Consider the following 23027-nt stretch of genomic DNA (forward strand, 5'->3'; position numbering starts at 1 on the left):
CGCGATGACGACCACCACGGGCACGAAGACCGCGGAGATCCTGTCGGCCAGCCGCTGCACGGGCGCCTTGCCCGTCTGCGCCTGCGTGACGAGCCGGCCGATCTGGGCCAGCATCGTCTCCTCGCCCACACGGGTGGCGCGCACGACGAGGTACCCCGAGGTGTTCACGGTCGCGCCGGTGACCTGCGAGCCTGGCCCGACGTCGACCGGCACGGGCTCGCCCGTGAGCAGCGAGGTGTCGAGCGCGGACGTGCCCTCGAGCACGATGCCGTCGGTGGCGAGCTTCTCGCCCGGACGTACGGCGAACAGGTCGCCGACGCGCAGGGCCGCGACGGGGATGCGCCGCTCGGTGCGCCGCCCGGTCGCATCGGGCTCGAGCAGCACGGCGTCCGTGGCGCCCAGCGCGAGCAGGCTGCGCAGCGCGTCCCCCGCCCGGCGCCGCGAGCGGTGCTCGGCATAGCGGCCCGCGAGCAGGAAGGTCGTCACCACGGCGGCGACCTCGAAGTACAGCTCTGGCCCCGCCATCGAGGCCGCCCCGGCGCGGGGCACGAGCGTGGGGGTCATGTGCATGCCGATCTCGCCGGCGCCGCCGAGCAGCAGCGCCCAGAGCGACCAGCCGGTCGCGGCGGCGACGCCCAGGGACACGAGCGTGTCCATGGTCGACGAGCCGTGCCGGGCAGCGCGCGCCGCGGCCCGGTGGAACGGCCACGCCGCCCACGTGACGACGGGCAGCGCCAGCGCCGTGACGACCCACTGCCAGCCCGGCACCTGGAGCGCCGGGACCATCGACAGCGCGACGACGGGCACGGTGAGCACCGCGGCGACGCGCAGCCGGCGGAGCAGGTCGGCGCCCCGGTCGGCGACGGGTGCCGAGGTGTCGTCCCCGGCCCCCATGGTCCCGTCCGCCATGACGTGGCCGGACAGCGCCATCTCCTCGTCGGTCATCCCGTGGCCGCCCGCCGCCGCGGCGCGCGAGGCCGCACGGCTGTCGCGCGTGAGGGTCGCCGTGTACCCGGCGGACTCGACGGCCTTGACCAGCGCCGCGGCATCGACGTCGTCGCTCAGCTCGACGTGCGCCGTCTCGGTGGCGAGGTTGACCGTCGCCGTCGCCCCTGGAACCTTGTTGATCTTCTTCTCGACGCGGGCGACGCACGAGGCGCACGTCATCCCGCCGACGGCGAGGTCGAGGGTGGCGACCACCGCCCGGGCGTCGGTCAGGCCCGCGGGGGCTGTGGGGTGCTGGTCAGGGGTCATGCGGTCACGTCCGTCCGGTGGTGGTGCCGTGCGGGGGCGCCGGCGGGCGCCCGGGTCTCAGAGCAGTGAGCGCGGGGGCACGACGGCGTAGCCGGCCTCGACGATCGCCGCGGCGACGTCCTCGTCCGCGAGGGGCTGGTCCGTGGTGATGGTCACCGTGGAGGTCGCGCCGGAGACGAGCTCGACCTGCACGTCGGTGACGCCGGCCAGGGTGCGGAGCTCCTCCTCGACGGAGCGGACGCAGTGCCCGCAGGTCATGCCGGCGACGCCGAGGGTGACGGTCTGGGTGCTCATGGTGGGCCTTCCGGTCGGTGGTGCGGTGGGGGTGGGTGGAGAAGGTGGTGCTCAGCTGCGCACGAGGCGGGCGATGGCGTCGGCGGCCTCGCGGACCTTCGCGTCCCCGGCCTCCTGCGACTCGCGGGCGGCGTTGACGACGCAGTGACCGAGGTGGTCCTCGAGCAGGCCGAGGCTGACGGCCTGCAGGGCGCTGGTGACGGCGGCGACCTGGGTGAGGATGTCGATGCAGTAGGTGTCCTCGTCGACCATCCGTGCCAGGCCGCGCACCTGCCCCTCGATACGGCGCAGCCGCTTGAGGTAGTCGTCCTTGGTGCCGCTGTAGCCGGCCATGGCAGCCTCCGTCCGTCCGTCCTGAGAACCAGGATACCCCCCGAGGGTATTCCCTGTCCCGGAGCGGACCGGACCGGAGCGGACCGGACCACGCACCTCGTGGGCCCCAAGTCCTCGACCGGCGCGTCGCCGGTCGATGGGGGGAGCAGGCACAACGACGTCCCCCCATCGAGGAGCCACCATGCAGGTCCTGCTGCGCCGCACCAGCGTGCGCCTCCGCCTCACCGCCACCTTCGTCGCCGCCGGCATCGCCCTGCTCGCGCTCGCGGGTGTGGCCGTCGTGGCGAGCCGCACCTCGACGGCGGCCTCCGTCCGCAGCGCGGGGCTCGCCGTGCTCTCCCAGGAGTCGATGCAGGTGAAGTTCGGCACCGCGGACTGGAACGGCTGGCAGACGGCCTACGCGCTCGACGCCAACCTGGACGCCGCGACGGTGGCCGAGGACGTGGGCTCGCGCGCCAGCTTCCTGGCGTCCGCCGACGCGCTGCGCGCGGCGCTCGACGTGCTCGCCGCGGAGCCAGGCCTCACGGCGGACGAGCAGGCCCAGGTGCAGGCGGCGTCGGCGGGCTTCGAGCAGTTCATGGCGATCGACGCCGACATCATCGCCGCCTACCGCTCCGGTGACGCGGCCGCCGTCGACGAGGCCAACGGCCTGGTGCTCGTCGAGGAGATCGCCGTGTACGAGCAGGTCAGCACGGCCGTCCAGGGCCTGTCCGACTCCCTCGGCGCGCGTGCGGCAGCGGCGGCGGACGAGGCCGAGGCCGCGGCGACAGCCGGCGGCACCACCGTGATGATCATCGCGGGCGTCACGCTCGCGCTCTTCGCCCTCCTGCTGCCGCTCATCCTGCGCTCCGTGCTCCTCCCGGTCCGCCAGCTCGAGGGCCGGCTGCACGACATCGCCGACGGCGAGGGCGACCTCACCGTCGGCCTCGACGTCCAGGGCACCGACGAGCTGTCCCGCACGGCGTCGTCCTTCAACCGGTTCGTCGACCAGATCGCCGACGTCATCCGTGCGGTCGGCGGCTCGGCCGCGTCCGTCGCCGCGGCCGCGGAGCAGATGTCCGGGACGGCCGCGCAGATCGGCTCGTCTGCCGAGGAGACCTCGGTCCAGGCCGGGACCGTCGCCGCCGCGGCGGAGCAGCTCAGCCGCAGCGTCGAGGCCGTGGCGGCCGGCACGGAGGAGATGGGCTCGGCGATCCGCGAGATCTCCCGCAACGCCAGCCAGGCTGCTGACGTCGCCGCCGAGGCCGTCCGGGTCGCCGATGCGACCAACACCACGGTGAGCCGGCTCGGGGACTCGTCCGCCGAGATCGGCGCCGTCGTCAAGACGATCACGCAGATCGCGGAGCAGACCAACCTGCTGGCGCTCAACGCGACCATCGAGGCGGCGCGCGCCGGTGAGGCGGGCAAGGGGTTCGCCGTCGTGGCCGGCGAGGTCAAGGAGCTCGCGCAGGAGACCGCGCGCGCCACCGAGGACATCGCCCGCAAGGTCGAGGCCATCCAGGCCGACACCCGCGGCGCCGTCGACGCGATCGGCCAGATCTCGGAGATCGTCGGCCGGATCAACGACTACCAGATGACCATCTCCTCCGCCGTCGAGGAGCAGACGGCCACGACCACAGAGATGTCCCGGTCCGTGGTCGAGGCCGCGACCGGCTCCGGTGAGATCGCCGCCAACGTGACGCACGTGGCCAGCGCCGCCTCGATGACCACCGAGGGGGTCGGGCAGACGCAGCAGGCCGTGCTCGAGCTCGCCCGGATGTCGGCCCTCCTGGAGACCCAGGTGGCGCGCTTCCGGGTGTGAGCGCCGACACCCCCCGCGCGCCGGACGCCGCAAGCTCGCGGGCGTACGGTGGCCCGCGGACGCGCGACCCCCGCCGCCCGCGAGCGGTGGAGGTGCCATGCCCGGCTGGGTCGAGCACGCGATGTGGTGGCACGTGTACCCCCTGGGTTTCGTGGGGGCCGAGCCGGTCGCGCTGCCGGACGGCGCGCCGGTGGTCCACCGACTGGAGCACGTGACGGCCTGGCTCGACCACGTCGTCGCCCTCGGCCTGTCCGGCGTGGCGCTCGGCCCGGTGTTCGCCTCGGCGACGCACGGCTACGACACCGTCGACCACCTGCGCGTCGACCCGCGGCTGGGCACGGAGGCGGACCTCGTCGCGCTGTGCGACGCCGCCCACGAGCGCGGCCTGCGCGTCACGCTCGACGGCGTGTTCAACCACGTCGGGCGCGGGTTCGGCCCCTTCGCCGAGGTGCTGCGGCTGGGGCCGGACGCCCCGACCGCCTCGTGGTTCGACCTGCAGTGGCCCGCCGGCGCGGGGCCGGGCACCGAGCCCGGCTACCGGGACTTCGAGGGCCACCACGCCCTCGTCGCCCTGCGCCACGACGAGCCGGCGGTGGCCGACTACGTCACCCGCGTCATGACCTACTGGGCGGAGCGCGGGGTCGACGGCTGGCGGCTGGACGCCGCCTACGCCGTCCCGCCCGGCTTCTGGACCCGGGTGCTGCCCGCCGTCCGCGCCGCCCACCCGGACCAGTACGTCTTCGGTGAGGTGCTGCACGGCGACTACGCGGCCGTGGTCGCCGAGGCGGGCTTCGACGCCGTCACGCAGTACGAGCTGTGGAAGGCCGTGTGGAGCTCGCTCAACGACGCGAACTTCTTCGAGCTCGCCTGGGCGCTCGAGCGGCACAACGGGTTCATCGAGCACTTCGTCCCGCTGACGTTCATCGGCAACCACGACGTGACACGGATCGCCAGCAGGCTGAGCGACCCCCGGCACGTCGCGCACGCCGTGGGCCTGCTCATGACGCTGGGCGGCACGCCGACCGTCTACGCGGGCGACGAGCTCGGCCTGACCGGGGTCAAGGAGGACCGTGAGGGCGGCGACGACGCGGTGCGCCCTCGCTTCGCGGACGCGCCCGGCCCGGTCGAGGGCACGGCCGCGGCCCCCGCTTACCACCTGCACCGCGAGCTCATCGGGCTGCGCCGGCGTCACCCCTGGCTGCACCACGCCCGCACCGAGGCGCTGACCTGCACCAACACCACGCTCGTGTACCGGACCGCCGCGACCGGCGGTGCGCTGATCGTCGCCCTGAGCCTCGACGACGGCCCGACGGCGCTCGCCGTGCCGGGTGCGACGGCCGTCCTGGCGGGAGTCGGCGGTCTGCGCGACGAAGGGGTCGACGGCGACAGGGTGGTCGACCTGCCGCCGCACGGCTGGGCCGTCCTCGGCACCTGATCCGGCCCGCACCTGATCCGGCCCGCGGCTCGCCGCGGCCAGGACGTCTCAGGCGGTGCCGGCCGCCCGCGCGACGAGCGCCTCGACGAGCGCCTCGGCGGTCGCCTACGGGGGGACGACGTCGACCGTCAGCCCCTGCTCGGTGGCCGTCCGTGCGGTGCGGGGGCCGACGCAGCCGAGGACCGTGCCGGCGGCGGGCGCGCCGACCAGCTCGACCAGCGCGTCCACCGTGCTCGGTGCGCCGAGCAGCACGGCGTCGAACTCCCCGGCCCTGGCCTGGGCGCGGATCCGGGCGCCGGGCTGGTCGGGCGTGATCGTGCGGTACGCCACGACGTCGTCGACCTGCCAGCCGCGCGCGGTCAACCCGTCGCTCACGGTGCTCGACGCGAGGTCGGACCGGGCCACGAGCACGCGCCCCGCCCGGCCCAGCGTGCCGGCCGCCGGCGGCGCCACGGGCGGCTCGGGGAACGCGGCGAGCAGCCCGGCGGAGGAGCGCTCGCCGGTCGGGACCAGCGCGGCCGTCACCCCGCTCCGCTCCAGGACGCGCGCGCAGCCGGGGCCGAGGGTGGCCACGGCCGTCTCGCCGACGAAGGTCCCGAGAGCGGTCGACGGCGTCTGGCGGCCGCGGTTGGCGAGGGTCGCGACCCGGGCGGACAGCGACAGCACCGTGGCGGGGCTGGTGACGACGAGCCAGTCGTAGTCCCCGCGGGCGAGCGCCGCGAGCGCCGAGTCGAGGCAGGTGAGGTCGTCGGGCGGTGCGACCTCGACGACGGGCACCAGCACGGTCCGTGCCCCCCGGTCCGCCAGGAGCCCCGCGATGCGTCGGCCCCACTCGGCCGCGCCCGGCACGAGGACCTGCCACCCGTCGAGGGCACCGGGCCGCGTGGCGTCCGCAGCAGGCGTCGTCGGATCCATGGACGCAGTGTGCGCGACCACCCCCACGTTGGGAAGCGCGGCCCGGTGCGCATCGCGACAGACCGGGACAGACCGGGCGCGAATCCGGTGGACCGGGGCGGCGCGAGGCCTCACGCTCGGGGGATGACCACCCCGCTGCCCGACGGACTGGTGCTGCGCACGGCACGCCCGGCCGATCTCGACCAGATCGGCGAGCTCCTCATCGCCCGCGGCGAGGAGCCGGACGCGCTCGACCACCGGCTGGTGGTGCACGACGACGCGCTGGGGTGGCCGGCGTGCGCCGTCGTCGCGGACGGCGACCGCGTGGTGAGCACCGCGACCCTGCTCGACGAGACCGTCCGGGTGGGCGACGTCGTGCTGCCTGCTGGCCAGGTCGAGCTGGTCGCGACGGCGGTCGGCCACGAGGGGCGCGGCCTGGTGCGCGCGCTCATGGGCTGGGCGCACGAGCGGTCGGCCCGGCGCGGGCACGTGCTCCAGGTGATGATCGGGATCCCGTACTTCTACCGGCTGTTCGGGTACGAGTACGCGATCGACATCCCGCGGGCTCGGGTGCTGCTGCCGGGGGCCGGTGCCAACGCCCCCGCCGGGTCCCGGGCGCCGGCGCACGTGCCGGCGCCCGGGACCGTGCGCCGCGCGACGGCGGCGGACCTGCCGGCGGTCACCGCGCTCCAGGACGCGGCCCAGGCCGGTGTCGACGTCGCCGTGCCGCACCCCGAGCCGCGCACGCGCTGGCTCCTGGCCCACGATGCGAGCGTCACCTGGGTGCTCGAGCGCGACGGCGCGGTGGCGGCGTCCGCCCGGGTGCGCACGGATGACGACGGGATCCTCGTCGCCGAGCCCGCGGCCCGGGACGCTGGCGCGGCGGACGCCCTGCTCGCAGCGCTGGCGGCGGACGCGCCCGAGGTGCGCGTCGTGCACCGCGCCGGGACCGTCACCGGGGACGCGTGGTCGGCGCTGCTCGCCCCGGCGGGCGACGGCGCCGACCAGTACTACGCCCGCATCGCGCGGCCCGAGCTGGTGCTCGACGCGCTGCGGCCGGTGCTGCACGCGCGCCTGGCGCGGGCGGGCCTGCTCGGGGCGGACCGCGACCTCGTGGTCTCGACGTTCGGCCGGCACTACCGGATGCCGCTCACGGCGGCCGGCATCGGACCCGTGACCGTGGGTGGCCCGATGCAGGGGCCCGGGGCCGTCGGAGGAGCGGGCGTGGCACCGGACCGGCTGCCGGCCCTGCTCCTCGGACCCCTCGGTCTCGCAGGTCTCGCGCGTCGCCACCCCGACGTCTACGCGGGCCCCGACGCCGCGACCTACGAGGCGCTCTTCCCGCCGCTCACGGCCGACCTCCTGACCTACTACCTGCCCTGGTAGCCGGCCGCGTCTGGTCGGGATCCGGGCGCCTGGCGCCCGATTCTCGACCAGAAGCGCTGCTGGCCGAGCTCAGTCGAGGTAGTCGACCAGCTGGGCCGCGACGCCCGTGTAGGTGGCCGGGGTCATCGCGGCGAGCCGTGCCGCGACGTCGTCGGGCAGCCCCAGGCCGCCCACGAACGTGCGCAGGTCGTCCCCGGTGATCCGGCGGCCGCGCGTGAGGTCCTTGAGCCGCTCGTAGGGGTTGTCCATCCCGGGCACCCCGGCCACGCCGGCCGCGCGCATCGCGGACTGGACGGCCTCGCCCAGCACCTCCCAGTTCGCGTCGAGGTCCCGGGCCATGGCGGCCGCGTCGACGTCGAGCCCGGCCAGGCCGCGACGCACGTTGTCGATGGCCAGCAGGCTGTGCCCGACGGCGGGGCCGATGTTGCGCTGGGTGGTGGAGTCGGTGAGGTCGCGCTGCAGGCGGCTGGTCACCAGGGTGGCACCCAGCGTGTCGAGCAGGGCGGACGAGAGCTCGAGGTTGGCCTCCGCGTTCTCGAACCGGATGGGGTTGACCTTGTGCGGCATCGTGCTGGAGCCGACGGTGCCCTGGCCGCGCACCTGCGCGAAGTAGCCCATCGAGATGTACGTCCACACGTCGGTCGCGAGGTTGTGCAGCACCCGGTTGAAGCGCGCCATGTCCGCGTAGAGCTCGGCCTGCCAGTCGTGCGACTCGATCTGGGTGGTCAACGGGTTCCACGTCAGACCGAGGTGCTCGACGAAGGTCCGCGAGACGCGCACCCAGTCCGCTCCCGGCACGGCAGCGAGGTGGGCCCCGTAGGTGCCGGTCGCGCCGTTGATCTTGCCGAGGTACTCGGCTCCCTCGACCCGACGCAGCTGGCGGCGCAGGCGGTGGGCCAGGACCGCCAGCTCCTTGCCCAGGGTGGTGGGCGTGGCGGGCTGGCCGTGCGTGCGGGCGAGCATCGGGACGGCGGCGTTCGCGCGGGCCATCGCGGCGATGTCGTCGACCAGCGCGTGGGCGGCCGGCAGCCACACCTGACGCACCCCGCCCTGCACCATGAGGGCGTAGGCGAGGTTGTTGACGTCCTCGCTGGTGCACGCGAAGTGGACCAGCTCCCCGACCTGCGGGAGCACGGTGTCGGCGCCGAGCGTCTGCGGCGCGGCGGCGAGGCGCTGCTTGAGCAGGTACTCCACGGCCTTGACGTCGTGGGCCGTGACGCGCTCGGTGGCGGCGAGCTCGGCGATGGTGGCGTCGTCGAACGTCGTGACGACGTCCCGCAGGTACTGCCGCTCCTCCGTGGACAGCGTCGGGGCGCCGGGCACCACGTGGTGGGACGTGAGGTGGATCAGCCACTCGACCTCGACGTGCACGCGCTCGCGGTTGAGCGCGGCCTCGGAGAGGTGGTCGACCAGCGGCGCGACGGCCGAGCGGTAGCGCCCGTCCAGCGGCCCCAGGGCGATCGGGGGGGTGAGGTCGGCCAGCGTGCGCCGCACGGCGGCGGGGGCCGTCGGCGGGGTGGCGGGGACGTCGGCGGACTCGTCGATCGGCGCTGCGTGCTCCATGGCGGCATCCTCCCACCGCCCGCAGCCCCGGGACCGCCCCCGTCCACGCCCGCCCCCGCGCCGCCGCCCCGAGCCCCGCGTCCACCCCGCCCCCCCGCGCCACGTTCCCACTCCTGCCGGTGGGCGGGGTGTGTGGCCCGCGGGGACGTGGGCGCGTGGGGGCCACGGGGTGGGGTCGCGGACCGGACCGGGGGCGCGAGCCGGGGTCAGTGGGTGAGGACCGCGTCGGGGGTCGGGGTGAGGGTGGGGCGGCGGCGGGCGGACTCGGCGAGCGCGACCCCCGCGAGCACCACGGCGCCGCCCGCGAGCTGCACCGCCGTCATCGACTCGCCGAGCACCAGCCAGGCGGCGGCGCTCGCCGCGACCGGCTCGATCATGCCGAGCACGCCCGTGCGGGCCGCCCCCAGCCGCGCGACGCCGGCGAGCACCAGCACGTAGGGGACCACGGTGCCGAGCACGACGATCCAGGCGACCAGCACCCACAGCGGTGCGTGCAGCCCCGCGAGCGCCCCGGGCAGCGCGAGGACGTCGGTGAGCACGGTCACGTCGAACGTCCACAGCGGCTGCAGCACCACCCAGAAGGTCGCGGCGAACACCATCGACCAGGTCTGGGTGGACAGCGCGTCGCGCGAGCGGACCAGCCGGTCGCCGAGAAGGTAGTAGGTCGCCAGCGCGACGGCTGCCCCGGACGCCGCGAGCAGCCCGAGCACGTCGAGCCGCACGCCGTCGCCCACCTGGGCCACGAGCGTCAGCCCGCCCAGGCACGCCGCGAGCGCCCACCACACGCGTGCCCGCACCGGCTCGCCGAGCACGAACCGGGCCCACAGCGCCACGAGCACGGGCGCGGTGTACTCCACGAGCAGCGCGAGCCCGACGGGCAGCCGCGAGATCGCCACGAAGTAGAGCCACTGGACCATCGCCATCCCGACGACGCCGAGCACCGCCAGCGCGGCGAGCTCGCGGCCGCGGGGCAGCCGGGGGCCGGACGCACCGGAGGCCCTGGCGCGCAGGCTCACCACGACGAGCACCGCGACGAGCACGACGGCCGATCCGAGCGAGCGCAGCTCGACGAGGCGGGTGGGGGTGAGGCCGGCCTCCATCGCCAGCTTGGAGACCGTCCCGTTGACCGCGAAGAGCAGCGACGCGACGACGACGGCCAGCACGCCCGGGCCGAGCGGGCGGGAGGAGGTCGGCACGGGTCGAGCCTAGGGCGGACCTGTGGACGATCACGCCGTCCACCGGCGGCCGGGCCGAGCGCCCCGGTGCAGACGCCCGGTCCCTAGCGTCCGGAGGGACGAGGGGAGGCCCGGTGGACGGGACGACGACGGCACGGGCGGTGGCTGCCCTCGGCGCGGCGGACGCCGCCCTGGACCGCGCGCGGGCGGCGCTGACCGGCGCGCGCGAGTTCGAGTGGGTGTCCGACGCCGCGGACGGGTACCGGCACCTGCTCGCCGACCTCGAGCGGGACGTCGCGCACCTCGGGCTCCAGCTGGCACAGGCTCAGGCAGGGGTGCTGCGCCACACCCGGTCCGCGGACGTGGCATGCGCGGTGCACCGGGCGGCGGGGGCGGCGGGGATGGCCGGCGGCGGGCCGGGGCCCTCGGCGGCGATCGGCTGGCGGCCGGCGTGAGCGACGAGGCGCAGCCCTTGCCTCCCGGGGTGCGGGTGCGGGGCGGCCGGGGCGGCACCCGGGCGCGCCTGGAGGACCTGGCGCGCGCGGCCGCCGTGCTCGAGCAGGCGTCCGCTGCGCTCGACGAGGTGGCCGACGCCGCGGCGGCGCTGACGGGTGCGGTCGATGCCGCGGCGGCCTGGTCGCCCTCGACGGCGCCCACGGCGCGGGCCGGCGCGACCGCGGTCCGCGCGACGGGTCGCCGTCAGGCCGACCGGGCCGCCGGCCTCGGGAGCGACCTGCGCCAGACCGCGGCGGTCTACGCCGGGGCGGAGCTCGACGTCGCGGCGGTGCTGCGGCACGTCGTGGTCGCGGGGGGACGCGCGCTCGGGGAGGCCGGGCCGACGATGTGGGCGGCGTCGGCCCTCGGCGGGCTCGTGCTCGGGCTCGGCGCGGCGCGCACCCTCGTCGCCGTGCGGACCCTGCGGTACGCACCCGGACCGGTCGGTGTGCTCGGCGCCGTGATCAGCGGGGGCGGGGCCGCGGTGGCCCGCGCGCCCGGGCCGGTCGGGGCCATCGGGGCGATGGTCGGCGGGCCGGGCCTCCTCCCGTCGACCGCCCGGCTGCCCTCCGCCCGGCTCGTCGAGCTCGCCGTGCCGGGCGTGGCGGGGTTCGTCACCGGCGCACTGCCCGGCCGGGCCCTGCCGGTCCCCGACCCGGTCCCGGCCGCCGCGGGCGCGCTCGCGGACGGCGGTGCGCTCGCGACGGCCGTGCTGCGCACGAGCCCGACGGGCCTGCTGGTCACCCCGACGGGTCCGCCGACGCGGACGGCGCCGCCGCGCACGAGCGCCGAGGTGCTCGGGCAGGTGGAGCTGCGCTACCCGGCGGCCGGTGGCGAGCCCGGCTCGGTGGGCATCACGCGGATCGACCGCCCGGACGGCACGCGCAGCTGGGTGGTCGCCATCCCCGGCACGCAGGTGGGCTCGCCGCTGGCCGGCAGCAACCCCATGGACATGGCCACCAACCTGGCGCTGGTCGCGGGCCGGCCGGAGGACGCCTCCGAGCTCGTCGCGCGGTCGATGGCTGCCGCCGGGATCGCCCCCGGTGAACCCGTGCTGCTCGCCGGGCACAGCCAGGGCGGGATGGTCGCGATGGACGTGGCGGCCGATCCGGCGCTGCGCCACCGCTTCGCGGTGGCCGCCGTGCTGACGGCCGGCTCGCCCGTCGGTGGGATGGACCTGCCGGCGGGGACCGTCGCCCTGCACCTCGAGCACAGCCAGGACTTGTTGCACGGCGTCGACGGCACGGCCAACCCGCCGAGCCCGCAGCGCACCACGGTCGAACGCGACCTCGCCGTCTCGCCGCTCGCGGCCGATCGGGAGGCGGCCGGTTCCGTCGGTGGGGCCCACACCCTGCCCACCTACATCCGCACCGCCCGCGCCCTGCAGGGCTGCGACGACCCGTCCGTCCGAGGGTTCGAGGAGGCCCTCGGTGCCGTGCTCGGCCCTGCGGCGAGCACGGCGACGACGAGCGTCTACCAGGGCACGCGGATCGTGGGGTGAGGCGGGTCCGAGGTGCGACAGATCCGGGGTGCGGCGGCGCGGATGCGGTCAGTCGTGCAGGCGCGGCTTCGGCAGCATCACGCTGATGAGGAAGCTGATCACGGAGATGATGAGGGCGCCGATCACCGCCGTGCCGAAGCTCGACACCCGCAGGCCGTAGCTCGTCAGCTCGGAGAACCACCCGGTGAGCATGAGCATGAGCGCGTTGACGACGAGCGTGAACAGCCCCAGCGTGAGGATGTACAGCGGGATGGACAGCAGCTGCACCAGTGGCTTGACCACCGCGTTGACGACGCCGAACAGCAGCGCCACCCCGAGGTAGACGAGCACGCGGCTGCCGGTGGAGGTGCCACCCACCACCTCCAGCCCGGACAGCAGCTCGGTCGCGAGCCAGATCGCGACGGCATTGACGAGGACGCGCAGTGCGAAGGCCATGGATCCATCCTCGCACCGGGGCCGGTGGCATGCTGGCCCGGTGAGCCCAGCACCGCGCCACCAGGACCCCGCCGTCCCCACGGCCCGGGCAGCGGTGCGCCTGCTGCCGGCCTACGTCCCGGGGGCCCGGGTCGGCACCGACCGGCCGTCGCACAAGCTGTCGTCGAACGAGAACCCCCACGAGCCCCTCGAACCGGTGCGCGCGGCCGTCGCGCAGGCGGCGGTCCGGATGAACCGGTACCCGGACATGTTCGCCACCGAGCTCGTCGCGGCGCTCGCGGCCCGCCACGGCGTGGACCCCGCCGGTGTGGTCGCCGGCTGCGGGTCGGTGGCCGTGCTGGGTCATGTGCTCCAGGCGTTCTGCGACGCCGGTGACGAGGTGGTCTACGCGTGGCGCTCCTTCGAGGCCTACCCGATCCTCGTCCGGCTGCAGGGCGCCGTGCCGGTCGAGGTGCCGCTGGACGCCGAGGGCCGCCACGACCTGCGAGCGATGGCGGCGGCGGTCACCGCGCGCACCCGGGTGCTGCTGGTCTGCTCGCCCAACAACCCCACGGGTCCCGCGGTGGGGCACGCCGAGATGCTCGCTCTGCTCGCGGCGGTGCCCCCTCGCGTGCTCGTGGTGCTCGACGAGGCCTACGTGGAGTTCGTCACGGCGGGCGATGCGGCCGACGGCGACGCGCTGCTCGCGGCGCACCCTCACCTGCTGCTGCTGCGCACGTTCTCCAAGGCGTACGGCCTGGCCGGGCTGCGGGTCGGCTACGCCGTGGCTCGCCCCGACGTCGCGGGGCCGGTGCGCACGGCCTCGACCCCGTTCGGCGTCAACGACCTCGCCCAGGTCGGTGCGCTGGCCTCGCTCGGCGCACGCGACGCCCTGATGGACCGCGTGGACGTCGTCGTCGCCGAGCGTGAGCGGGTCGTGGCGACGCTGCGCTCGCAGGGCTGGACCGTGCCCGACGCCCAGGGCAACTTCGTCTGGCTCGCCGCCGGCGCGCGCACCGCGGAGCTCGCCGCGCTGGCCGCCGCAGACGGCGTGCTGGTGCGGCCGTTCGCCGGCGAGGGCATCCGGGCCTCGATCGGCTCGCCGGCCGCCAACGACGCGCTCCTCGCGCTCACCGCGGCGTGGGCGGGCGGCTTGGAGGGTGTCCACAACGCGTCGGCGCCCGGCGTTGTCGCCGTCGTGCAGTCACAACCTACGGACCCGTAGCCTACGCTGGCGTAAGTTCGCTGTGGCCCTCATCCGGAAGGATCCCTGCGTGAGCGAGCCCGATCTCGTCCAGATGCTGACCCCGTCCGGGGACCGCGTCGCACGCCCCGACTACGACCACCGCGTCGCGCACCTGGACGCGGCTGCCCTGCGCGGGCTGTACCGCGACATCGTGCTGGTGCGGCGGTTCGACACCGAGGCGACCGCGCTCCAGCGCCAGGGCGAGCTGGGCCTCTTCACCCAGTCCCTGGGCCAGGAGGCCGCCCAGGTGGGCTCGGCCCGCGCGCTGGCTCCCCAGGACTACGTCTTCCCGTCCTACCGCGAGCACGGGGTCGCCCACGTGCGCGGCGTCGACCTCGTCGACATCCTGCGGCAGTTCCGCGGCATCGACCACGGCGGCTGGGACGTCGACGAGCACAACTTCCACCTGTTCACCCTGGTCATCGGCGCGCACACCCTGCACGCGACCGGGTACGCCATGGGTGTGCAGCGTGACGGGCTCGTCGGCACCGGGGACCCCGAGCGCGACACCGCCGTGGTCGTGTACTTCGGCGACGGCGCGACCTCCCAGGGCGACGTCAACGAGGCGATGGTCTTCGCTGCCGTCAACAACGCCCCGCTGGTGCTGTTCTGCCAGAACAACCAGTGGGCGATCTCCGTGCCGGCCTCGAGCCAGTCCCGGGTGCCGCTGGTCGAGCGCGGCGCGGGCTTCGGCATCCCCAGCGTGCAGGTGGACGGCAACGACGTCCTGGCCTGCTACGCCGTGACGGCCGAGGCCCTCGAGCGTGCGCACGGCGGCGGCGGTCCCACGTACATCGAGGCCGTCACCTACCGGATGGGTGCGCACACCACGTCGGACGACCCGACGCGCTACCGCTCCGCGGCCGAGGAGGAGTCGTGGCGCCGGCGCGACCCGCTGGACCGCCTGCGCGCGCACCTCGTCGGCCTCGGCGAGCTGCCGGCGGACTTCGTCGACGCGGTCGAGGCGGAGGCCGAGGAGCTCGGGTCCCGCGTGCGCCGCGAGGTCCGAGCGATGGTGCCGCCGCCGGCGCGGTCGATGTTCGAGCACGTGTACGCCACCCCGCACGCGGTGGTCGAGGCCGAGCGCGCGTGGTTCGAGGGGTACGAGGACTCGTTCGACGACGCGCGGGGCGCGACCGGAGGGGACCGATGAGCGAGCCCGTCGTCGCACCACCCACCCAGCGGATCACCCTGGCCAAGGCGATCAACCTCGGCCTGCGCAACGCCCTGGAGGCCGACCAGACGGTGCTGCTCATGGGCGAGGACATCGGCACGCTCGGCGGGGTGTTCCGGATCACCGACGGCCTGCAGAAGGACTTCGGCGCGCACCGGGTGGTCGACACCCCGCTCGCGGAGTCCGGCATCGTCGGCACCGCGATCGGCCTGGCGATGCGTGGGTACCGGCCCGTGTGCGAGATCCAGTTCGACGGGTTCATCTTCCCCGCGTTCGACCAGATCACCACGCAGCTGGCCAAGGTGCACTACCGCACGCGCGGCCGGATCAGCCTGCCCGTGGTGATCCGGGTGCCGTACGGCGGCGGGATCGGCGCCGTGGAGCACCACAGCGAGTCGCCCGAGGTGCTCTTCGCGCACACCGCTGGCCTGCGCGTCGTCACCCCGGCCACCCCGGCGGACGCCTACACGATGATCCAGGAGGCGATCGCCTGCCCGGACCCCGTCCTGTTCTTCGAGCCCAAGGGTCGGTACTGGGACAAGGCCGACGTCGCCCTGACGCCCTACGGCACCGCCACGCCGCTGGGCCTGGACGGTGCGCACGTCGCGCGGGTGGGCACCGACGTCACCGTCGTGGCCCACGGGCCGACGGTCGCCACCGCGCTGCGCGCGGCCGACGCCGCCGCGGCCGAGGGGATCAGCCTCGAGGTCGTCGACCTGCGCACCCTGTCCCCGCTGGACACCGCCACCGTGGTCGCGTCCGTGCGCCGCACCGGCCGGTGCGTCGTCGTGCACGAGGCGCCCGTGCTCTACGGGACCGGCGCCGAGGTCGCGGCGCGGGTCACCGAGGAGTGCTTCTTCCACCTGCAGGCCCCCGTGCTGCGCGTCGGGGGTTTCCACGCGCCCTACCCGCCCAGCAGGATCGAGCACGACTACCTGCCCAGCCTGGACCGTGTGCTCGACGCCGTCGACCGCGTCCTGGCCACCTGAGAACCGAGGAGCACCCGTGCCCAGGTACGAGCAGTTCCGGCTCCCCGACGCCGGTGAGGGCCTGACCGAGGCCGAGATCGTCGAGTGGAAGGTCGCCGTGGGCGACCGCGTGGCGATCAACCAGGTGATCGTGGAGATCGAGACCGCCAAGTCGCTCGTCGAGCTGCCGAGCCCGTTCGCCGGCGTGGTCACCGCGTTGCTCGCCGTACCAGGCGAGACGGTCGAGGTCGGGGTGCCGATCATCACGGTGGACACCGACCCGGGCGGGCCGGGGGCCCCCGCGGTGTCCGAGGCCGACTCGGCGAGCGGTGCGGTGCTCGTGGGCTACGGGGTCAGCGGGCACGCCTCGGAGCGCCGTGCGCGGCACGCGCCCGCGACGACGTCGGGCGACGATCCCCCTGCGGCGCCCGCGCGGCCCGGGCCGCTCGACGTCCCCCAACGCACCCAGATGACCGGCGAGACGTCGGCGGCGCACGAGGCCCAGCCCGTGCTCGCCAAGCCCCCCGTCCGCAAGCTCGCCAAGGACCTCGGCGTCGACCTCGCCACGATCTACCCCACCGGGCCCGGCGGGATCGTCACGCGCGAGGATGTCATCGCCCGCGCCACGGAGACGCAGCCGAAGTCCCTGGCCACCTACGCCGGGGACGACCAGCCCTGGCTCGCCTCGGGCCGGGTGGCCGACGACGGCCGCACCACGCGCGTGCCGGTGAAGTCCGTGCGCAAGCGGACCGCCGAGGCGATGGTCTCCAGCGCGTTCACGGCGCCGCACGTGTCGGTGTTCCACACCGTCGACGTCACCAAGACGCTGCGGCTCGTGGCACGCCTCAAGGAGGACCGCGAGTTCGCCGACGTGCGCGTCACGCCGCTGCTCATCGCCATGAAGGCCCTGCTCATCGCGGTGCACCGGCACCCGGAGGTCAACGCCTCCTGGATCGACGAGAGCCAGGAGATCGTCTACAAGCACTACATCAACCTCGGCATCGCGGCACAGACCCCGCGCGGCCTCGTGGTGCCGAACATCAAGGATGCGCACCGCCTGGGCCTCAAGGACCTCGCGCTCGCGCTCGCCGACCTGACCGCCACCGCGCGAGCGGGCAAGACGTCGCCGTCGGACATGGCGGACGGCACCATCACCATCACGAACGTGGGGGTCTTCGGGATCGACACCGGGACCCCGATCCTCAACCCCGGCGAGTCCGCGATCCTCGCGTTCGGCGCGATCCGCGAGCAGCCATGGGTGCACAAGGGCAAGATCCGCAAGCGTCACGTGACGCAGCTCGCGTTGTCCTTCGACCACCGGCTGGTCGACGGCGGCCTGGGCTCGCGGCTGCTGTCGGACGTCGCCGCGGTGCTCGAGGAGCCCGGTCAGGGCCTGGTCTGGGGCTGAGCCCGGGTCAAGGGCCCCAGGTCCCGTTCCGCTGAGGGCGGACACCCGTCTCCGCGTCTCCTCGCCCCGCTTCCTCGGTTCTCGTCGGGTTCCGGTCGTCGCGCACCCGGAACCCGACCAGAACCGCCGGCGGGGGGCGCCCCGCGCCTAGGCTGGCGACGTGTCGACCCTGCCCGCCGCCGTGCGCACCGCCCGGGTGGGCGTGGTGCTCGGCGTCGGCGTCGCCCTGGTCACCGTGGCGCTCGCGCTGGCACTCACCGCATCGGTCGTGGGCGGCGACCTGCTCGACCCGGGCGCCATCGTGCGCTGGGGCTCGCCGCTCGCCACGGTCCTCACCGAGCTCGCGGGGGCGGTGACCCTTGGCGCGCTGGCGCTCGCGGCGTTCGTGCTGCCGCGCGGTGACGGTCGCACGCCGTCCGACGGCGCCGCGTGGCCGGCGGCCATGGTGCTCGCCTCGGGTGCGGCCGGGGTGTGGACGCTCGCGGCGGTGGCGCACCTCGTGCTCACCTACGGCGTCGTCGCCGGCAGGCCGCTGGACAGCCCGACCTTCGGTGCAGAGCTCGCCCTGTTCATCTCGTCCGTCTCGCTGGGCCGCACGCTGGCCGGCGTCGTCGTGGTCGCGGCGCTGACCTGCGTCGTCGCGCTGCTCGTGCGCACGCCGACGGGCGCGCTGTGGACGGGGCTGCTCGCGCTCGTCGCACTGGGCCTGCAGGCCCAGACGGGCCACGCCGCGGGCGACACGAACCACGAGCTCGCCGTCTCGACGATGTTCCTGCACCTCACCGCCGCCGCCCTGTGGATCGGGGCCCTCGCCGCGCTGGCGCTGCTCGCCCCGATGCTGGGCCGCGACCTCGCGCCGGCCGTCTCCCGCTTCTCGACCATCGCCGCCTGGTGCTACGTCGGCGTGGCGGTCTCGGGCGTGGTCAACGCCGCGATCCGCCTGGGCGGTTGGGACGGGCTGGGCACGGTGTACGGGGTGCTGGTGCTGGCCAAGGTCGCGCTGTTCGCCGGGCTCGGGGTCATCGGGGCGGTGCACCGGCGCAGGGTGGTGCCGCGGCTCGCCGCGACGGGCGGTCCGGTGCCCCCGCCCACCGCCCGCGTCCCGCGGGTCTTCTGGCGCCTGGTCGCCGCGGAGCTCGCCCTCATGGGCGCCGTCTCGGGCGTGGCCGTCGCGCTGGGCTCGACGGCGCCGCCCGTGCCACCGCTGACGGGTGAGCTCACGCCGGCGGAGATCGTCACCGGCCACGCCCTGCCGCCCGAGCCCACGGTCGAGCTGTGGCTGACCTCGTTCCGCTGGGACCTGCTGCCCGCCCTGGGAGCGCTGGCCGCCGTCGTCGTCTACCTGCGCTGGGTGCGGCGGCTCGCGGTGCGGGGGGACGCCTGGTCGCCCGGGCGCACGCTCTCCTGGGTCGCGGCGATGGCGCTCTTCGCCTGGACCACCTCGGGCGGGCCGGCCGTCTACGGACATGTGCTGTTCAGCGCGCACATGATCCAGCACATGGTGCTCGTCATGGTGGTGCCCGTCGGGCTCGCGCTGTCGGCGCCCGTCACCCTCGCCGCGCGCGCCCTGCCGGTCCGTACCGACGGGTCGCGCGGGCCGCGCGAGTGGCTGCTGGGGCTGGTCCACTCTCGGTGGGCGGAGTTCTTCGCCCACCCCGTGGTCGCGGCGGTCAACTTCGCCGGCTCGATGTTCGTCTTCTACTTCACCGGGCTGTTCGAGCTGGCCCTGACGACCTACCTGGGTCATGTCGCGATGATCGTGCACTTCACGCTCGTCGGGTACATGTTCCTCAACGGGCTCATCGGCATCGACCCGGGGCCCCACCGCCCCGGCTACCCCCTGCGGCTGCTGCTGCTCTTCGCGACGATGGCGTTCCACGCGTTCTTCGGGGTCGCACTGGTCAGCGACGAGTCGCTGCTGGTGCCCGAGTGGTTCGGCCTGCTGGGGCGCCCGTGGGGGCCGTCGGCGCTCGCGGACCAGCGCACGGGTGGGGCGATCGCGTGGGGCATCAGCGAGCTCCCGATGCTCGCGGTCGCCATCACGCTGGCGATCGCCTGGACCAGGGACGACGAGCGCACCGCGCGCCGCCAGGACCGCGCGGCGGACCGCGACGGCGACGCCGAGCTCACCGCGTACAACGCCATGCTCGAGCGACTGGGCCGCCGGGACGGCTGACGGCTCGACGCGCGCCAGGTGCCGACCTCGTCCATGCTCGGTGCGGGCGGCACCGCGCCGCCCGCACCAGGAGGTACACGGTATGGGTATCGGTAGCGGGATCTTCCTCATCGTCGTCGGCGCGATCCTCGCGTTCGCCGTCCGGGACAGCTGGGACGCCGTCGACCTGACGACGGTCGGCTACATCGCGATGGGTGCCGGGGTGCTGGCCCTGGTCATCGGGCTCGTGCTCAACACGCAGCGCACCCACACCAGCCACACGGCGGTGGTCGAGCGGCGCGACACCACGCCGCCGGCGGCCTGACCGCTGCGCGACGGTCGGGCGCCCTGGCTCGGCCCCGCCCCTGCGCGCCGTCGGCCGGGGCACCGGGACGTCAGGCGCCCAGCACCCCACGGATGATGCTGTCCCCGGAGTGCGACGGGTCGCCGTCCATCGGCTCGTCGGACACGTCGACCACCGCGAAGTCGTCCAGGTCCAGGCCCGGCGGCACGGTGAACTGCCCGGAGTCGCCGACGAGGATGCCGAGACTCACCAGGCGCGTGACGTCCCGGTCGATCAGCCAGACCTCGTGGAAGCTGCCGTCGGCCGCGGGGCCGTCGAGGGTGACCACCAGGCTGCGCGAACCGTCGGGGAGCTCCTCGACGTGGGCCTGACCGCTGGCCTCCCAGCCCGGCAGCGGGTCGAGCGTGGCCTGGGCCAGCACGGTGGCCCCCGGTCCGGTGTCGCGGCCCATGAGCCACGCACCGCCGACCCCACCGATGATCACGCCGGCCGCCGCGGCGGAGGCGATCCACGGCATCGTGGACCGGGCGGCGGAGCGTCGACGCGTGCGGGCGAGCGGGACCACCGGCGCCGGCTCGGGGACCTGCTGGTCCGCGGCGGTCGGTGGGACGCGCGTGACGCCGTCGGGCACCAGGGAGTCGGGCAGGCGCAGCTCCTCGCGCACCCGGTCCCAGACGGCCGGCGGGGGCGCGACGAGCGGGTCGCCGCCGCCTGAGCGACCGACGGCGACGGCGGCGGACAGCGCGCCGACCTCGGCGGCGCAGACGTCGCACACCGCGAGGTGCTCGCGGTCCGCCGGCGAGGCGAGGGTCTCGCCGAGCGCGACCAGGGCCAGGTCCTCAGGCTCCACGTGCGGCATCGTCCACCTCCAACCGGTCGCGCAGGCGTAGCAGCGTACGTCTGATGTGGCTCTTGACGGTCCCGAGCGGCAGGTCCAGCCGCTCGGAGATCTGGTCGTGCGTGAGGTCGTCCCAGAAGGCCAGCGCGATGATCGTCCGCTGCGGCTCGCCGAGCCGGGCGATCTCGTCCGCCACAGCGAGCCGGTCCGCCAGGCCCGCGGTCTCCGGCTCCGGGTCGGGGCCGGTCGCGGCGCCCACGGCAAGGGCGTCGCGTCGCTCGCGGGCCCGGCGGGCGTGCACGTCGGCGATCGCGTTGCGCGCGATCCCCGTGAGCCACGCCGGCAGCCGGCCACGGGTCGCGTCGAACCCGCCGCGCCCCCGCCAGGCGTTGACGAACACCTGCTGGGTGACGTCCTCGGCATCGGTGTGGTCCCGCAGCGCCCTCAGCGCGAGCGTGTGCACGAAGGTGGACCACCGGCGGTACGCCTCGGCGAGGCCGACCTCGTCCCCCGCCGCGAACGCGCGCCCGACGGCGTCGTCGTCCCACGTGGACGGCGGTCGCAGCAGTGCGACGTCCGGGGTGCTCAGGACGCTCCTCCTTCTCGGGGGTGCCACGTCGGGGACGAGGACCAGTGCAGCCATCATGCCCCGATCGGGTCCGCCGTGACGATGATGTTGTCGGTGTAGCTGCGCACGTCGCGCCGGAAGCTGCCGCCGCAGGTCACCAGGACCAGCCGCGGGCTTCCGTCCCGGACGAAGACGTCGGACCACGGGACGTCCGGCTTCGGGACGGCGGTCACGCTCGCGACGGCGAACCGGCGCAGGGTCCCGTCCTCGAGCGTGACCTCGACGACGTCGCCGACGGCGAGCTCGCCCAGCCGCGCGAACGGGCCGAGGCCCGCGGAGGCGACGGAGTCGACGTGGGCTGCGACGACGGCGGTGCCCTGGGTCGCGCCGGGGGCCGCTCCGAAGCGGTACCAGCCGGCCCGCTCGGCGAGCGGCGGGATCTCCATCTGCCCGTCGGCCTGGACCCCGACGGGGTCGATCGGCACCGTGATGCCCAGGGCGGGGATGGTGAGGCCGACCGGGGGAACGGGGGGCACGACGGTCGAGGAGGCGAGGTCGGCGGGGGCGACCGGCACGTCGACGGTGGCGGTCGGTGCGGGCCGGGGTGCGGGCGTGAGGGTTGCCGTCGGCTCGGGGGCGGGTCGAGCGGTGCCCGTCGTGGTGGTGCAGGCCGCGAGCACGAGGGCGGCCGTCCCGAGGACGACGGCGAGGCGACGGTGCGCCATGGTGACCTCCTCGGGTGCGGGTGCGGGTGCGGGTGCGGGTGCGGGTGCGGGTCGTGAGGCCCGGCGGGCCGGTGACCCGCCGATGGGGTGCGGCACCTCCCCCCCGGGAGCGCCGCACCCCACCGTCGGGGTCAGTCGGTCAGGCGGTCAGGCGGTCAGTCGGTCAGTCGGCCACGGCGGTGCGACGCCGGACCGCGAACGCCGCTCCACCGGCGGCGAGCAGTGCCGCGCCGAGCAGCCATGCGGTGGGCGCCGCGCCGTCGTCGGCCAGGCCCAGCTCGCCCGACGGCACGCCGGCCGGGGCGGAGTGCAGGCCCGAGATCGTCTGGACCGCGAGGGCCAGGTTGTCTGCGCTCAGGCTGCCCCAGGCGTAGACGATGGTGTTGACGCCCTCGGTGACGGTGACGTCGGCCGGGCCGATCACCGGGGTGGTGGTCCCCGCGGCGGCCACGGCGGCCGAGAGGGTGGCGGGCGCGATGTTGAGGATCGACTCCTTGGGGTTCTCGAGGCCGGAGATCACGGCGGAGCCGCCGGCGAGGACGTCCACCGCGGGCGCGGCGGCGACGTGCCGGACCGTGAGCCGGCCCTGGCCGGCCGCGGTGGCGGACACGTCGTTGGTGAACAGCGTGGCCGTCGGGGCACCCGCGGCGTCGAGGTGGGCGACGGCGGTGTAGTTGCCGTTGGCCGCGAGCGGCAGGTCCACCGGGCCGATGGCCGGTGCGCTGTCGTCGGCCGCGTCGGCCGCGGTGATCGCGACCGTGTAGGTGCCGGCCGGCAGGGCCAGCGGGCCGGCGAGGTCACCGGGCTCGAAGTCGTCCAGCGTGAGCTCGCCGTTGACGTACACGTCGACGGTCAGGCCGGGCACACCGTGGAGCACGGAGAGCTGGGCCTCGTCCGCGGCGAAGGCGGGCGTGGCGCCGGCTGCGGCGAGGGCGAGTCCGAGGCCGAGTCCGGTGGCGGCGGTGCCGATGGTGCGAGTGCGCATGGTTCCTCCTGGTGCGGGCCCCTGGGGGCTCCGGAACGTGCTGACACCCCCTCTACGCCAGCACCCCCCTCCCTGGATGCACCCCCGTGCGACCCACTTCCGTCAGTTCTC

The 23027-nt window shown here is 75.3% G+C and carries 22 protein-coding genes; 11 read left to right on the forward strand and 11 right to left on the reverse strand.

Annotation, left to right across the window (positions count from 1 at the left end; translation table 11 throughout):
- From PKY62_RS02430 to PKY62_RS02440, 3 genes are all read right to left on the reverse strand, one after another.
- Nucleotides 1-1254: heavy metal translocating P-type ATPase (locus PKY62_RS02430; protein WP_324534490.1), on the reverse strand; the 1254-nt coding region annotated here is incomplete at its 3' end.
- A gap of 57 nt (nucleotides 1255-1311) precedes the next feature.
- Nucleotides 1312-1548 (reverse strand): heavy-metal-associated domain-containing protein, encoded by a 237-nt coding sequence (locus PKY62_RS02435; RefSeq protein ID WP_324534492.1) that lies wholly within the window; start codon nucleotides 1546-1548, stop codon nucleotides 1312-1314.
- A gap of 51 nt (nucleotides 1549-1599) precedes the next feature.
- Nucleotides 1600-1881, reverse strand: a complete 282-nt coding sequence (locus tag PKY62_RS02440; protein ID WP_324534494.1) for a metal-sensitive transcriptional regulator — start codon at nucleotides 1879-1881, stop codon at nucleotides 1600-1602.
- A 181-nt stretch (nucleotides 1882-2062) separates the two neighbouring features.
- Here PKY62_RS02440 and PKY62_RS02445 point away from each other — a divergent pair, with 181 nt between their 5' ends.
- Both PKY62_RS02445 and PKY62_RS02450 read left to right on the forward strand, forming a co-directional pair.
- Nucleotides 2063-3682, forward strand: a complete 1620-nt coding sequence (locus tag PKY62_RS02445; protein WP_324534496.1) for a methyl-accepting chemotaxis protein — start codon at nucleotides 2063-2065, stop codon at nucleotides 3680-3682.
- A gap of 97 nt (nucleotides 3683-3779) precedes the next feature.
- The gene (locus PKY62_RS02450) at nucleotides 3780-5117 is read left to right on the forward strand and encodes an alpha-amylase family glycosyl hydrolase (RefSeq protein WP_324534498.1); all 1338 of its coding nucleotides are present in this window, start codon (nucleotides 3780-3782) and stop codon (nucleotides 5115-5117) included.
- Between the two features lie 105 nt (nucleotides 5118-5222).
- On the opposite strand, the gene PKY62_RS02455 is transcribed toward PKY62_RS02450, so the two are convergent.
- Complete coding sequence (locus PKY62_RS02455; RefSeq protein ID WP_324534500.1) at nucleotides 5223-6032, reverse strand: uroporphyrinogen-III synthase; 810 nt, start codon at nucleotides 6030-6032, stop codon at nucleotides 5223-5225.
- A gap of 123 nt (nucleotides 6033-6155) precedes the next feature.
- Here PKY62_RS02455 and PKY62_RS02460 point away from each other — a divergent pair, with 123 nt between their 5' ends.
- Nucleotides 6156-7397 (forward strand): GNAT family N-acetyltransferase, encoded by a 1242-nt coding sequence (locus PKY62_RS02460; protein ID WP_324534502.1) that lies wholly within the window; start codon nucleotides 6156-6158, stop codon nucleotides 7395-7397.
- A 69-nt stretch (nucleotides 7398-7466) separates the two neighbouring features.
- Here PKY62_RS02460 and purB read toward each other — a convergent pair whose 3' ends face one another.
- Both purB and PKY62_RS02470 read right to left on the reverse strand, forming a co-directional pair.
- Nucleotides 7467-8960: an adenylosuccinate lyase gene (gene purB, locus PKY62_RS02465; protein ID WP_324534504.1), complete on the reverse strand. Its 1494-nt coding sequence runs from the start codon at nucleotides 8958-8960 to the stop codon at nucleotides 7467-7469.
- A 206-nt stretch (nucleotides 8961-9166) separates the two neighbouring features.
- Nucleotides 9167-10156: an EamA family transporter gene (locus PKY62_RS02470; RefSeq protein ID WP_324534506.1), complete on the reverse strand. Its 990-nt coding sequence runs from the start codon at nucleotides 10154-10156 to the stop codon at nucleotides 9167-9169.
- A 113-nt stretch (nucleotides 10157-10269) separates the two neighbouring features.
- Between PKY62_RS02470 and PKY62_RS02475 the strand changes: the two genes are divergently transcribed.
- Entirely contained in the window at nucleotides 10270-10590 is a 321-nt protein-coding gene (locus tag PKY62_RS02475; RefSeq protein ID WP_324534508.1) for a hypothetical protein, read from the forward strand.
- Nucleotides 10587-12131 (forward strand): alpha/beta hydrolase family protein, encoded by a 1545-nt coding sequence (locus PKY62_RS02480; RefSeq protein ID WP_324534510.1) that lies wholly within the window; start codon nucleotides 10587-10589, stop codon nucleotides 12129-12131. Before PKY62_RS02475 ends, PKY62_RS02480 begins: the two co-directional genes overlap by 4 nt.
- Before the next feature lie 48 nt (nucleotides 12132-12179).
- On the opposite strand, the gene PKY62_RS02485 is transcribed toward PKY62_RS02480, so the two are convergent.
- Nucleotides 12180-12566 carry a phage holin family protein gene (locus PKY62_RS02485; protein ID WP_324534512.1) on the reverse strand — a complete coding sequence of 129 codons (387 nt, stop codon included), beginning with the start codon at nucleotides 12564-12566 and terminating at the stop codon, nucleotides 12180-12182.
- Nucleotides 12567-12606: 40 nt separating this feature from the next.
- On the opposite strand from PKY62_RS02485, the gene PKY62_RS02490 reads away from it, so the two are divergent.
- The 6 genes from PKY62_RS02490 to PKY62_RS02515 all read left to right on the forward strand — a co-directional run bounded on the left by PKY62_RS02490 (nucleotide 12607) and on the right by PKY62_RS02515 (nucleotide 19821).
- Nucleotides 12607-13770, forward strand: a complete 1164-nt coding sequence (locus PKY62_RS02490; protein ID WP_324534514.1) for a histidinol-phosphate transaminase — start codon at nucleotides 12607-12609, stop codon at nucleotides 13768-13770.
- 73 nt (nucleotides 13771-13843) lie between these two features.
- Nucleotides 13844-14944 (forward strand): pyruvate dehydrogenase (acetyl-transferring) E1 component subunit alpha, encoded by a 1101-nt coding sequence (pdhA, locus tag PKY62_RS02495; protein ID WP_324534556.1) that lies wholly within the window; start codon nucleotides 13844-13846, stop codon nucleotides 14942-14944.
- Nucleotides 14941-15954 carry an alpha-ketoacid dehydrogenase subunit beta gene (locus PKY62_RS02500; RefSeq protein WP_324534517.1) on the forward strand — a complete coding sequence of 338 codons (1014 nt, stop codon included), beginning with the start codon at nucleotides 14941-14943 and terminating at the stop codon, nucleotides 15952-15954. The genes pdhA and PKY62_RS02500 overlap by 4 nt, the downstream gene beginning before the upstream one ends.
- A 16-nt stretch (nucleotides 15955-15970) precedes the next feature.
- Entirely contained in the window at nucleotides 15971-17341 is a 1371-nt protein-coding gene (locus PKY62_RS02505) for a dihydrolipoamide acetyltransferase family protein (RefSeq protein WP_324534519.1), read from the forward strand.
- A 160-nt stretch (nucleotides 17342-17501) separates the two neighbouring features.
- Entirely contained in the window at nucleotides 17502-19517 is a 2016-nt protein-coding gene (locus PKY62_RS02510; protein ID WP_324534521.1) for a bifunctional copper resistance protein CopD/cytochrome c oxidase assembly protein, read from the forward strand.
- Between the two features lie 82 nt (nucleotides 19518-19599).
- Entirely contained in the window at nucleotides 19600-19821 is a 222-nt protein-coding gene (locus PKY62_RS02515; protein WP_324534523.1) for a DUF6458 family protein, read from the forward strand.
- Between the two features lie 70 nt (nucleotides 19822-19891).
- Here the strand turns inward: PKY62_RS02515 and PKY62_RS02520 are convergent, their stop codons facing one another.
- The 4 genes from PKY62_RS02520 to PKY62_RS02535 form a co-directional block, all read right to left on the reverse strand.
- Nucleotides 19892-20659 carry an anti-sigma factor gene (locus tag PKY62_RS02520; protein ID WP_324534525.1) on the reverse strand — a complete coding sequence of 256 codons (768 nt, stop codon included), beginning with the start codon at nucleotides 20657-20659 and terminating at the stop codon, nucleotides 19892-19894.
- Nucleotides 20640-21281: an RNA polymerase sigma factor gene (locus PKY62_RS02525; RefSeq protein WP_324534527.1), complete on the reverse strand. Its 642-nt coding sequence runs from the start codon at nucleotides 21279-21281 to the stop codon at nucleotides 20640-20642. Before PKY62_RS02525 ends, PKY62_RS02520 begins: the two co-directional genes overlap by 20 nt.
- On the reverse strand, nucleotides 21281-21931 hold the full coding sequence (locus tag PKY62_RS02530; RefSeq protein ID WP_324534529.1) for a class F sortase: 651 nt from the start codon (nucleotides 21929-21931) through the stop codon (nucleotides 21281-21283). Before PKY62_RS02530 ends, PKY62_RS02525 begins: the two co-directional genes overlap by 1 nt.
- Before the next feature lie 163 nt (nucleotides 21932-22094).
- Nucleotides 22095-22916, reverse strand: coding sequence for a DUF4397 domain-containing protein (locus tag PKY62_RS02535; protein WP_324534531.1), 822 nt, complete (start codon nucleotides 22914-22916; stop codon nucleotides 22095-22097).
- Nucleotides 22917-23027: the final 111 nt, after the last annotated feature.

This window comes from Actinotalea sp., from assembly GCF_035443605.1.
GTDB lineage: Bacteria > Actinomycetota > Actinomycetes > Actinomycetales > Cellulomonadaceae > Actinotalea.

Bases quoted from the DNA above. Each gene is read 5' to 3' on its own strand.
- PKY62_RS02435 (WP_324534492.1), bottom strand. From the start codon at position 1,548: ATGAGCACCCAGACCGTCACCCTCGGCGTCGCCGGCATGACCTGCGGG.
- PKY62_RS02440 (WP_324534494.1), bottom strand. From the start codon at position 1,881: ATGGCCGGCTACAGCGGCACCAAGGACGACTACCTCAAGCGGCTGCGC.
- PKY62_RS02445 (WP_324534496.1), top strand. From the start codon at position 2,063: ATGCAGGTCCTGCTGCGCCGCACCAGCGTGCGCCTCCGCCTCACCGCC.
- PKY62_RS02450 (WP_324534498.1), top strand. From the start codon at position 3,780: ATGCCCGGCTGGGTCGAGCACGCGATGTGGTGGCACGTGTACCCCCTG.
- PKY62_RS02455 (WP_324534500.1), bottom strand. From the start codon at position 6,032: ATGGATCCGACGACGCCTGCTGCGGACGCCACGCGGCCCGGTGCCCTC.
- PKY62_RS02460 (WP_324534502.1), top strand. From the start codon at position 6,156: ATGACCACCCCGCTGCCCGACGGACTGGTGCTGCGCACGGCACGCCCG.
- purB (WP_324534504.1), bottom strand. From the start codon at position 8,960: ATGGAGCACGCAGCGCCGATCGACGAGTCCGCCGACGTCCCCGCCACC.
- PKY62_RS02485 (WP_324534512.1), bottom strand. From the start codon at position 12,566: ATGGCCTTCGCACTGCGCGTCCTCGTCAATGCCGTCGCGATCTGGCTC.
- pdhA (WP_324534556.1), top strand. From the start codon at position 13,844: ATGCTGACCCCGTCCGGGGACCGCGTCGCACGCCCCGACTACGACCAC.
- PKY62_RS02500 (WP_324534517.1), top strand. From the start codon at position 14,941: ATGAGCGAGCCCGTCGTCGCACCACCCACCCAGCGGATCACCCTGGCC.
- PKY62_RS02515 (WP_324534523.1), top strand. From the start codon at position 19,600: ATGGGTATCGGTAGCGGGATCTTCCTCATCGTCGTCGGCGCGATCCTC.
- PKY62_RS02520 (WP_324534525.1), bottom strand. From the start codon at position 20,659: ATGCCGCACGTGGAGCCTGAGGACCTGGCCCTGGTCGCGCTCGGCGAG.
- PKY62_RS02525 (WP_324534527.1), bottom strand. From the start codon at position 21,281: ATGGCTGCACTGGTCCTCGTCCCCGACGTGGCACCCCCGAGAAGGAGG.
- PKY62_RS02530 (WP_324534529.1), bottom strand. From the start codon at position 21,931: ATGGCGCACCGTCGCCTCGCCGTCGTCCTCGGGACGGCCGCCCTCGTG.
- PKY62_RS02535 (WP_324534531.1), bottom strand. From the start codon at position 22,916: ATGCGCACTCGCACCATCGGCACCGCCGCCACCGGACTCGGCCTCGGA.